A 7374-nucleotide genomic window follows, 5' to 3' on the forward strand; every position below is an offset into this window, starting at 1 on the left:
GGCTCACCGGCCCAACCCAATGGTTGTGATGTGGCAGATCCCACTCTGGTTACCGGCGAGTAGCAATACCTGGTGTTCACCCCGATGTTGGAGCCGAGCACAATTCGGCTATGCGTGGAGTGTTGGCCGGATCGCCGGGCACGGCGACGATGCGGCTTCCCGAAAGCTGTAGTTGTTGTCGGCCGACCCGAGTGCGGGGACACGAGTAATGGCACGGATGAGCGAGCCCAGCCCCTACGTGGAATTCGACCGCAAGCAGTGGCGGACCCTGCGCAAGTCGACTCCCCTGGTGCTGACCGAGGAAGAACTGGTCGGCCTGCGCGGTCTGGGTGAGCAGATCGACCTCGAGGAAGTCGCCGAGGTCTACCTGCCCCTCGCGCGTCTGATCCACCTGCAGGTCGCGGCCCGGCAGCGGCTGTTCGCCGCCACCGCCACCTTCCTCGGCGAGACCCATCCCGACCGCCAGGTTCCGTTCGTCATCGGTGTGGCGGGTTCGGTCGCGGTCGGCAAGTCCACCACCGCCCGTGTGCTGCAGGCGCTGCTGGCGCGCTGGGACCACCATCCGCGGGTGGATCTGGTCACCACCGACGGATTCCTCTACCCGACAGCCGAACTCACCCGGCGCGGCATCATGCACCGCAAGGGCTTCCCGGAGTCCTACGACCGCCGCAAGCTGCTGCGCTTCGTCACCGAGGTGAAATCCGGTGCGTCCGAGGTGTGCGCGCCGGTGTACTCGCACATCGCCTACGACATCGTGCCGGGCGAGTACCACTGCGTGCGCCAGCCCGACATCCTCATCGTCGAGGGCCTGAACGTGCTGCAGACCGGTCCGCGGCTCATGGTCTCGGACCTGTTCGACTTCTCGGTCTACGTGGACGCGCGCATCGAGGACATCGAGAACTGGTACGTGCAGCGGTTCCTGTCACTGCAGAAGACCGCGTTCCAGGATCCGAATTCGCACTTCCACCACTACGCGAACTTCAACGAGCAGGAAGCCGTCAACCAGGCGAAAGAGATCTGGCACAACATCAACCGGCCGAATCTCGTGGAGAACATCCTGCCGACCCGCCCCCGCGCGACCCTGGTGCTGCGCAAGGATTCCGATCACTCCATCAACCGCTTGCGGCTGCGCAAGCTTTAAAGCTTCCAAGCCGCATCGAGTCTGGCGGCGACATCGATATCGGTGGCCGCCTGGATGTGCGGTTTGCAGATCTCCGTGGCGATGTAGCGCGCCACGAAACGGCGAATCTCGTGATCGACACTGGCCACGATGCGCAGCACCTCACCGCGCCGGGTCGCGCTCGCGACATTGATGCGCACATTGCTCGGCTGCGGCTCGTCGATTTCGATGAGCACCCGCAGCGGTTCGGCGGTCCGCACGGTCAGATGCAGGTGAATGGTGCCGTCCACCCGGAACGGATAGCGATCCACCGCCAGATCGACGAGCAGATCGACCTTGAGCGGGATCACCAGATCGAACGAAATGATGTCGTCCACTTCGCGATTCAGCCGCGGCTGACCCAATCGCACGGTGGCCGAGAGTTTCGCGAGCTTGCCCGGCCCCGCCCCGATCGGCCCGAATTCGAAGGCCTCCCCGGTGAGCTTCTCGAAGGCCCCGGCTATCCGTTCCGTGGATGCCGCGTATTCGAGAAAGGCCCGGCCGAACGCCTCGTAACTGATGTACGGCACCGCCACGACCTGGGATTCCGCGGGGCCGCCCTGCCCCTCGTACAGCTCGCTCATGCAATCCGACGGTACGCGAGCAAGGTTGCGGCGAACCCGGAACACATTGCACTGCAACGGAACCGTTGGTTCGCCGTGTTCTACACCCCGAAGCGCCGGTGCCGGGCTGCGTAATCACGCAGCGCCCGCAGGAAATCCACGCGCCGGAATTCCGGCCAGTAGGCCTCGGTGAACCAGATCTCCGAATAGGCGCTCTGCCACAACAGGAATCCGGAGAGCCGCTGCTCGCCCGAGGTGCGGATGACGAGATCGGGATCGGGCTGGCCGGAGGTGTAGAGGTGCTGGCCGATGGCGTCCACGGTGATGGACTGCACCAGATCCTCGCCGGTCTCCCCCGCGTCCATCTCCTGGCGGACCAGCGAGCGCACCGCGTCGGCGATCTCCTGGCGGCCGCCGTAGCCGATGGCGACGTTCACGTGCACGCCGGTGCGGCCCTCGGTGGACTTGGCGGCCTCGCTGAGCCGCCGCGCCATCTCCCCGGGCAGCTGATCGAGCGCGCCGACGATGCGGACGCTCCAATCCTGTTCCGGCGCAGACAGTTCGTCGACGACGTCGGTGATCACCTCGAAGAGGGTCTGCAACTCGTCGGAGTCGCGGCGCAGGTTCTCGGTGGAGAGCAGGTAGAGGGTCACCATCTCGATGCCCGCCTCGCCGCACCACCCGACCAGCTCGGCGATCTTCAGCGCACCGACCCGATGGCCGTGGCTGATATCGCTGAAGCCGTTCTCCCGTGCCCAGCGCCGGTTGCCATCACACATCACCGCCACATGCCGAGGATGTTGTTTGCCCGCCAGCTGCTGGGCCAGCCGCTTCTCATATATGCGATATGGGAGCCCACGCACCTGACTCGCAACCTTCACGGCCGCAACCCTACGCCCCCGTGGCGAATAGCGGAGCGACCGGGACACAGCTCCGAAACACGGGGGACACTTCGTGACGACACCCACTCGACCGGCCCGCTCGCCCTAACCTACGGTACCGTAGGTTACCGAGGAGGAACTTATGTCCGACACTGCGCAGCCCGCCACCCCCGTGGCGGAGGTCCTCGAGACCGTCCGGGAAGAGCTGGCACTGATCAAGCCCCGCATGCGCGGATGGATCCACGCGTGGGCGGTGGGTGTGGCCGCGATCGCGGGCATCGTGCTGGTCTCGGTGGCGAGCACGGTGTCGGCGAAGGCCGGATGGTCGACGCTGGTGTACGCGATCACCGTGTGCGGGGTCTTCGGGATCAGCGCCACCTATCACCGGGTGAACTGGAAGACCGCTCGCGCGCGCATGTGGATGAAGCGGGCCGATCACTCGATGATCTTCCTGTTCATCGCGGGCAGCTACACGCCCTTCGCGTTGCTGGGTGTGCGCGGCGCGGCCGGGACGGTGCTGCTGTCCATCGTCTGGGCGGGTGCGCTGGCCGGGGTGGCCTTGAAGATGCTGTGGCCCACCGCGCCTCGCTGGGTCGGGGTGCCGCTGTATCTGCTGCTGGGCTGGGCCATCGTCCCGGTGGCCGGGACGCTCATCGCCAATGTCGGCTGGGCTCCGGTGATCCTGCTGCTGGCGGGCGGCATCGCCTACAGCGTGGGCGGGGTGCTGTACGCCTCGCGCTGGCCGGATCCGTGGCCGGAGGTGTTCGGGCATCACGAGTTCTTCCATGCCGCAACGGTGGTCGCGGCGCTGTGCCACTACGTGGCGGTGTGGCTGGTGCTGCTCAGCTGATTCCGGCCCCGCGCTGTTGATCCCGGCGCTGTCGTTGATCTCCGATGCAATTACCCACAAACGTGCAAAGAGGGACGAAAGGTCTCTAGAGTCTGCGACGTGACCAGCAGACTCATCCTGTGGGCGCTGCGTGCGCGTGGGGGTCTGTCGGCTGTCGTCATGGCGTGCAACCTCGGCGGCCTCGCGGTGATCACCACCGAACTGTTCCTGAGCGGCTTCCTGAGCCGGCTCGGGTCGGATTGGATGCGCACCTTCGTCTACGTGTCGATCTATCCGACGATCGGCGCGCTGGTCGGCATCATCCTGGCGGTGCGGGACCGCCGCCACTACTTCGGCTGGCTGGACCAGCGCCGCCCGCCCACCGAGCGCGAGGCGAAACGGCTACTGCAACTGCCGCTCTCGATCACCGGCCGGGCGCTGGCCATCTGGCTGCCCGGCGTGATCATCGCGGCGGCGATCTTCTCGCACGCCACCGAGGAACGCAGCTTCCCGGTCGTGCTGTCCATGTTCACCCTCGGTGGATTGGAGTCGGCGGCCCTCACCTTCCTGATCGTGGACCGGCTCATCCGGCCGACCATTCCGGTGGTGGCCGAGGTGCTCGACGAGACCGCGCACTGGAGCAATACCGTGCTGGCCCGGGTGCTGGTCACCTTCGCGGTGGCCGGGGCGGTGCCGCTGTTCATGTTGATCACGGTGCTGGCGGATCCGTCGACCGATGCCCACGACCGCATCCGGACCGGCATCTACATGGCGATCGTCGGACTGTCCGCGGGTGTGGTGGCGACCGCGGCGCTGGCCCGCGCGGTGGCCACGCCCATGCACACGCTGCGGGATGCGCTGGACCGGATCGCGCGCGGCGATCTCGACGCCCGCGTGACGATCAACAGCACCAGCGAGATCGGGCGGCTCGAGCATTCGGTGAACGAGCTGGCCGCGAATCTCAGTGAGCGCGAACGCATGCGGACGGTGTTCGGGCGGCACGTGGGGACCGAGGTGGCCGAGCGGGCGCTGTCGGGCACGCCCAGCCTGACCGGCGATATGCGGGTGGTGACAGCGCTTTTCGTGGATGTGACCGGTTCGGTCGCGATGGCCACCGAGCTCGCGCCGCGCGATTTCGTGGCCAAGCTGAACCGGCTGCTGTCGACCGTGGTGGCGGCCACCGAGGACAATCACGGGCTGGTCAACAAGTTCGAAGGCGATGCGGCGCTGTGCATTTTCGGCGCGCCGATCGCGCTGGACGACAATGCGACTCCGGCGCTGCGGGCCGCGCGGCGGATTCGGGACGAGGTGGCCGCGCTCGGCGAGCTCGATGTCGGCATCGGGATCGCGCGCGGGCTGGTCTTCGCCGGTGATGTCGGCACCGACACCCGCCTGGAGTTCACGGTCATCGGTGACGCGGTCAACGAGGCCGCCCGCCTCACCACCGAGGCCAAGCAGGTGCCGCGCCGGATTCTCGCCAGTCAGGCCGTCATAGACGCCGCCTGCGACGCCGAGCGCACGAACTGGACCCACTTCGACACTCTCCAGCTCCGCGGCCGCAAAGAGCCCACTGCCTGCTGGACCGATGTCCCGTCGCCAGCCCACCGCAACGGCAATGCCCCGCAGGCCGTCCCGGAACCGGCCGCACCCCCACCTCCGGCATCCGCCGCCGGCCAGGGCGTCGATCGCTGATCATGCAGCCGCTCGAGTATTCAGCCGCTCGAGGTGAATCCGCGAACCGGCTTGGACCTGGCGATACTGCGACGAGAAACGTGAACTGAACATCGCTGGACTGTATGGCCGGGCCCGCGCGGCGGCAACGGATTATGTGCCCGTACCGATACCCGGGAACCACGGCCGGGCAGTACCGGAGGGTGATCCGCGGCACGGGTGCGCAGGCGGACAGTACCGGTATGACTGAGATCGGTGCTTTCGAACGGACGGCGGCGGCGGTTTGGGCTCGACCGGATCGGGCGGTGCTGGCCTACCGGGCGATCATCATCGCGCTCATCGCCGGGCTCGCGGAAACGTTGGGGCGCATGGCCATTGTCCTCGACGGGCCCGATGCGCAGATCATCGGCGTGGCGGTCGGACTCCTGATCCGGGTGGCGATCTACCTTGCCGTCTTCGCGCTTGCCGCCCGCATGCTCACCGGAAGCGTGTGGGCCCGTTGGGTTCTCGTGATCGGACTGGGCACGCTGGGCCTAGCCTCGCTGGTGGTCGAGCCACTACACGCGATCACGACGGCCGACCACCTCGGCGACATGTTCCTCGGCTGGACCCCGAACTCGGTGATAATCGGCTTGTTTCGCGCCATCCACATCGCCGCGGTGTTGGTCGGCGTCCCCGCCGCGATCCTGGCGGGCCCCCGCCGCGTGGGTCAGGCGGAGGCCGGTGGCAGCAGTCCCGCGCGGATGTCGTCAGCGGAGGTGACGGGGAGGTCGCAGACCGAGCCGCGGCAGATGTAGGCGGCCGCCGTGCCGCGCACCGGTGGCCGATCGGCCAGCAAGGGTTGCGAATCCACCGCACCCGAGACGATGACCGCGCCGCCGGGTGCGGCCAGCCGGGCCGCGGCCAGCAGGCTCGCGGCACCGCCGGATTGGACGGCGCCGGTCGCTGTCACCGGAGTGCCGAGCGCATCGGAGTCCGGAGCCTCGGCGATCGCCACCTGGATCGGTCCCCGGATCGCGGCCTCGGCGACCGCGAGCCGGTGCCCCGCGGAACGAGGCGCACGGGCCAGCAGTATCGCGCCGCGTGCGAGGGTCAGATCGGCGAGCTGCCGGTAGCGCGACGCCGCGTCGGTATCAGCGAGCGCGGAGGCGGTGAGCAGGGCCTCGGCGAGCACCGACGTGCCGGAAGGGGTTGCGCCGTCCAGCGGGTCGCGCGGGCGGGTGAGCAGGGTTTCGGCGTCGTCGGCGGTGTCGAACCAGCTGCCCGGCGTCTGCGGATCGGCGAAGTGGGTGATGGCGGCTTCGAGAAGGCGCTGCGCCTCGGCCAGCCAATCCCCCTCGACGGTTTGATGCAGGGCCAGCAGACCCAGTGCGAGCCAGGCGTAGTCCTCCAGCACACCGGCGGCCGAGCCGGGCACCCCGCCCAGCGAGGCGCGGCAGACCCGCCCGTCGGTCACATGGGTATCCAGCAGATACCGGGCGCACCGCGCGGCGGCCTCGATCCACTCCGGATACCCGTGCGCCGCACCGGCTTCCGCGAGCGCGACGATCGCCATACCGTTCCAGGCGGTCACGACCTTGTCGTCGCGCTCCGGTTGCGGCCGCCGGGACCGAGCCTCGGACAGCCGTGCCCGGATCGCCCGGAAGCGCTCGGTATCGCGCGGCTGCGGATCGGCGTATCGGGTCAGCACCGAGGTGCCGTGCTCGAATGTCCCCGCCGTCGTGACACCGAAAAGCTCTGCCGCCCAAGCTCCGTCGATCGCACCGAGCTCACCGTTCAGCTCGGCGGGCGTCCACACATACGTCGCGCCCTCCACTCCCGGCTTCCCAGCTTCCACATGCGTATCGGCATCCAGCGCCGACGCGAACGCGCCCTGCGCGGTCCCCAGATCCGCGAGCAGGAATTCCACGGTCTCCCGAGTAACCCTCAGCGCCAACGACTCCGGAGCTCGCCGCGCCAGATGCGCATACACCCGCAGCAGCTGCGCATTGTCGTACAGCATCTTCTCGAAGTGCGGCACCACCCACGCGGCATCAACCGAATACCGAGCGAACCCACCCCGCAACTGGTCATATATCCCACCCCGGGCCATCGCCTCGCAGGTGAACGAAACCGCCTGCAGCACACCGAGATCCCCACTCAACTCGAAATGCCGCAACAACCCCTCCAACAACGCCGAAGGCGGAAACTTCGGCGCACCCCCGAACCCGCCGTGCTGCGAGTCCAAATCCTTCAACACCGCCCCCACCGCATGATCGAGCAACTCCACCC

At 67.8% G+C, this 7374-nt stretch carries 7 protein-coding genes; 4 read left to right on the forward strand and 3 right to left on the reverse strand.

Features of this window, described 5'->3' with window-relative positions; genetic code table 11:
* Positions 1 to 208 precede the first annotated feature (208 nt).
* The gene (gene coaA, locus ACAM49_RS25240; RefSeq protein ID WP_040812324.1) at positions 209 to 1141 is read left to right on the forward strand and encodes a type I pantothenate kinase; all 933 of its coding nucleotides are present in this window, start codon (positions 209 to 211) and stop codon (positions 1139 to 1141) included.
* On the opposite strand, the gene ACAM49_RS25245 is transcribed toward coaA, so the two are convergent.
* Both ACAM49_RS25245 and ACAM49_RS25250 read right to left on the reverse strand, forming a co-directional pair.
* Positions 1138 to 1743: a hypothetical protein gene (locus ACAM49_RS25245; RefSeq protein WP_369638043.1), complete on the reverse strand. Its 606-nt coding sequence runs from the start codon at positions 1741 to 1743 to the stop codon at positions 1138 to 1140. The genes coaA and ACAM49_RS25245 overlap by 4 nt on opposite strands.
* Positions 1744 to 1823: 80 nt before the next feature.
* The gene (locus ACAM49_RS25250; protein ID WP_369638044.1) at positions 1824 to 2603 is read right to left on the reverse strand and encodes an isoprenyl transferase; all 780 of its coding nucleotides are present in this window, start codon (positions 2601 to 2603) and stop codon (positions 1824 to 1826) included.
* A 142-nt stretch (positions 2604 to 2745) separates the two neighbouring features.
* Between ACAM49_RS25250 and ACAM49_RS25255 the strand changes: the two genes are divergently transcribed.
* The 3 genes from ACAM49_RS25255 (at position 2746) to ACAM49_RS25265 (ending at position 5900) form a co-directional block, all read left to right on the forward strand.
* The gene (locus ACAM49_RS25255) at positions 2746 to 3453 is read left to right on the forward strand and encodes a hemolysin III family protein (RefSeq protein ID WP_369638045.1); all 708 of its coding nucleotides are present in this window, start codon (positions 2746 to 2748) and stop codon (positions 3451 to 3453) included.
* Positions 3454 to 3552: 99 nt separating this feature from the next.
* Positions 3553 to 5124, forward strand: coding sequence for an adenylate/guanylate cyclase domain-containing protein (locus ACAM49_RS25260; RefSeq protein ID WP_369638046.1), 1572 nt, complete (start codon positions 3553 to 3555; stop codon positions 5122 to 5124).
* 221 nt (positions 5125 to 5345) lie between these two features.
* Entirely contained in the window at positions 5346 to 5900 is a 555-nt protein-coding gene (locus tag ACAM49_RS25265) for a hypothetical protein (protein WP_369638047.1), read from the forward strand.
* On the opposite strand, the gene ACAM49_RS25270 is transcribed toward ACAM49_RS25265, so the two are convergent.
* On the reverse strand, positions 5813 to 7374 hold a 1562-nt coding region (locus ACAM49_RS25270; RefSeq protein ID WP_369638048.1), incomplete at its 5' end, for a thioredoxin domain-containing protein. The two genes, ACAM49_RS25265 and ACAM49_RS25270, sit on opposite strands and share 88 nt — an antisense overlap.

This window comes from Nocardia sp. JMUB6875 (assembly GCF_041154655.1).
GTDB lineage: Bacteria > Actinomycetota > Actinomycetes > Mycobacteriales > Mycobacteriaceae > Nocardia.

Coding starts and splice junctions, on each gene's coding strand:
- coaA (WP_040812324.1), top strand. CDS start 209: ATGGCACGGATGAGCGAGCCCAGCCCCTACGTGGAATTCGACCGCAAG.
- ACAM49_RS25245 (WP_369638043.1), bottom strand. CDS start 1,743: ATGAGCGAGCTGTACGAGGGGCAGGGCGGCCCCGCGGAATCCCAGGTC.
- ACAM49_RS25255 (WP_369638045.1), top strand. CDS start 2,746: ATGTCCGACACTGCGCAGCCCGCCACCCCCGTGGCGGAGGTCCTCGAG.
- ACAM49_RS25265 (WP_369638047.1), top strand. CDS start 5,346: ATGACTGAGATCGGTGCTTTCGAACGGACGGCGGCGGCGGTTTGGGCT.